This is a genomic window from Rhodobacter sp. NSM (assembly GCF_052244495.1).
Classification (GTDB): Bacteria; Pseudomonadota; Alphaproteobacteria; order Rhodobacterales; family Rhodobacteraceae; genus Cereibacter_A.
Window position 1 is genome coordinate 1 of record NZ_JBQPXH010000040.1, and the last position, 3,062, is coordinate 3,062.

Sequence of the window (3,062 nt, forward strand, 5' to 3'; positions counted from 1 at the left end):
CCTGACGCCAAGCCTACTCGATCTCGCAGGCGTGGCACTGACCGCGCTGATCGGGTTCGCGACAGTCCGCTTCCAGCACTGGACCGGGATCCAAATCGAGGCCCGGCATCGCGAGGCGCTGCATTCGGCCATCATGACCGCTGCGCGCCTCGCGGTAGCCCGCAAGCTTGCCCCCGATGCGGCGACGGACTTCGTCTCGAGCTATGTCCAGAAATCGGTACCGGATGCGCTGCAGCAGCTGGCGCCGCCGGCGGACACGCTCGATGCGCTGGTCCGGTCCAGGCTGACCCAAGCCGCCGAGCTGTAAGCATATCGCTTGTCCGGAGCGCGGCAATCAGCTGCGCTCCTATGACCGCAATGCGCAGGAAGCGGCCGTAGCGGAGGTGACGGCGCGCCGAGCGCCACTCGATGCACCCGGCCCTGAGCCGCCGGTCGACCCTTCCGGTGCAGGCTCCGAAGCGGCCAGTCGAACGCGCTGCAGCGAGGGGACTGAGCAGCCCGAAGCTGCCGGTAATGCTCGGCGCGGCGCCAGAGGAGGGCAGACCTCCCTGCCTCGCCATTCTGCGATAACTTTCGGCGAGGCGCATGATGGTGGTAGGCAGAGAAGTAAGCAAGTTGTCGAGCAACGGACCTCAAGTCGACTTACGGCAGCGACGTCTGGTAGCCTGCCGATCGTCGCGACCCGGTAGCTCATGCGTAGGCGCTCTGGAAGAGGCAAGTTGCGCGTTTGACGTTCACCTCTCAAGCTACATAGAGTGACCCAAAGCGCCCCAAAGGGCCGAAAGAACGAAGAGGACCTTATGCTCAAGTCGGTACATCTGAGGAACGTCGGGCCATCTTCGGAAATGGGCTTGGAGCTTTCACCTCGGCTGAATTTGATCACCGGGGATAATGGCTTGGGCAAAAGCTTTCTCCTCGATGTATCATGGTGGGCGCTGACAAGGCGCTGGCCGCAAGAGTTAAATAGGGACCTAACATCGGGTTATGCGGCGCGCCCCACAAAAATCAAAGATCCCGCCGAAATTTCTTTTGAGTTAGATAGTAAGGTAAAATCAGTCTCCTACAAAAGCACATACTCTCCAAAAGATGAGGCCTGGTTGGGGCGCGCTGGTCGTCCATGGAATCCCGGGCTGGTAATATATGCCTTGGCTGACGGCGGCTTTTCCGTTTGGGATCCGTCCAGAAATTACTGGACTAAAAAGGGCAACGTTGACATCCAAGAGCGTCTTCCAGCTTTTGTGCTTAGCCAAGGCGATGTATGGAATGGTCGGCGCGAAATGAGCGGGACCCACAACACGCAAATCATCAATGGATTAATTGCGGATTGGGCTTCCTGGATTAGGGAATCGGGAGCGGATGCTCAGAGGATGGAAAAAGTGCTAAAAGCGCTTACGCCGGACGACGATCCGAATAGCATGACCCCGTGCAGAGACTTTGCGAGGCTTTCGGTCGAAGATGCCCGCGATATACCGAAGATTAACATGGGCTACGGCCAAGAGGTGCCAATTCTTTTCGCCTCACTAGGTGTTCGAAGGATAGTTGCTCTATCGTACATGCTAGCATGGTCATGGCGAGAACATATTCGAGCTAGCGAACACATCGGAAGCACCCCATCGAATAGAATAATTCTTCTTTTCGATGAGATTGAAGCTCATCTCCATCCCAGATGGCAGCGCAAAGTAGTTCCTGCGCTTCTGAACGTCGCCAAGTCCCTCACAGCGGATGAGGGTGCGTCTATTCAGATAATTGCCGCTACTCACTCGCCTCTAGTTATGGCATCGATGGAAAGTGTCTTTGATAAAGACAAAGATGCTTGGTTCGATTTGGACCTTGAGCAAGGACAAGTACACCTTCGAAAACGGCAGTTTGTACGTCGTGGAGACGTTGCTAGTTGGCTGCAGAGTGAGGCGTTTGATCTCCAAGAAGCTCGGTCCGAACAGGCCGAAATCGCACTAGGTCGAGCGAAAAATCTGGCACTAGAACCCTCACCATCACATCATGAGATTGTTGCCGTTGAGCGATTGTTGCTCGGTGCACTTAGCGACACAGATCGCTTCTGGGTGCGCTGGGAGCAGTTCAAGGAAAATGTGCAAAAGACTAGGGATAAGCGGGATGCTTAAAGTAAACAGAGCACCAGCTCCCGCTGACTTCAGGGGCAAGGTGACCACGCCTGGTTTGCGAGCTATTGCGGAAATGATCGGAAAGGGCACGGCTGGAAAGAGCTATGAGCGAACGCATGGAAAAAGTTACAAGAAGATTGCGGACAACGCCAGCGACATTCCGCCGGAGAAATTCCCCCCCTACTGGCGGGAAGCGCTGACCGATCTAATGAAATCTTACAATGAAACCTGTGCGTATATTTGTATGCGCATTCACCCTGTAACCGGAGGAGGTTCTGTCGATCACTTTGCCGCCAAGTCTGCCTCCTGGCGGAGAGCGTATCAGTGGGGAAACTATAGGCTGTGCTGCTCTCGGATCAACTCGAAGAAGAATAATTTTTCTGATGTAGTTGATCCATTCTTGGCTGCCCCAGACTCATTCCAGCTAGAGCTTTTAACGTTTCAGGTGAAGCCAAGTGATGACTTGGACCCTGCTGAGCGCACCAAGGTTGATGAAACAATACGGCGCCTTGGCCTGAATGATTTTTGCCGAGATAGGGAAGCCCACGCAGAAGATTACTGGGACAACCAGATATCGTTAAAAGTTCTGCGGCGGGAGTCGCCTTTTGTGGCCTATGAATTATACAGGCAGAACAAGTTGAAGCCTGGCGACAATTGGTAAGAAATCACTGCGAGTATGCCGGCGGCCACCATTATAGTTCTGCTTTCGGCAATGTCACGCCAAACATGCCCGAAGTTTGAGCCGCAGAGCGAGGTCAGGAATGCTCTAAAATTGGAGCATGCTCATAGGTACGCTTCCTGCGCATTGCGTCGCTGCACACGCAGGTCGCGGATGGCCGCTTTCGCCAATTGCCGCGGATGCAGTGCCGCAACCTCACAGACCGCTCCCCGCCCGCCGCTTCAGTGCTACCGGCCATGCTGCCGTGAGCATGAAGGGCAGCA

At 55.2% G+C, this 3,062-nt stretch carries 2 protein-coding genes and 1 pseudogene; all 3 read left to right on the forward strand.

From position 1 onward, the window contains the following. Nucleotides 1–307: pseudogene (locus ACTVZP_RS22060) on the forward strand (hypothetical protein); the annotation flags it as partial. A 493-nt stretch (nucleotides 308–800) separates the two neighbouring features. Next, nucleotides 801–2,120 carry an AAA family ATPase gene (locus tag ACTVZP_RS22065; RefSeq protein ID WP_443214274.1) on the forward strand — a complete coding sequence of 440 codons (1,320 nt, stop codon included), beginning with the start codon at nucleotides 801–803 and terminating at the stop codon, nucleotides 2,118–2,120. Continuing rightward, a complete protein-coding gene (locus ACTVZP_RS22070) occupies nucleotides 2,113–2,781 on the forward strand; it encodes a hypothetical protein (RefSeq protein WP_443214275.1) in 669 nt (222 codons plus the stop codon). The genes ACTVZP_RS22065 and ACTVZP_RS22070 overlap by 8 nt, the downstream gene beginning before the upstream one ends. Nucleotides 2,782–3,062: the final 281 nt, after the last annotated feature.

Bases quoted from the DNA above. Each gene is read 5' to 3' on its own strand.
- ACTVZP_RS22070 (WP_443214275.1), top strand. From the start codon at position 2,113: ATGCTTAAAGTAAACAGAGCACCAGCTCCCGCTGACTTCAGGGGCAAG.
- ACTVZP_RS22065 (WP_443214274.1), top strand. From the start codon at position 801: ATGCTCAAGTCGGTACATCTGAGGAACGTCGGGCCATCTTCGGAAATG.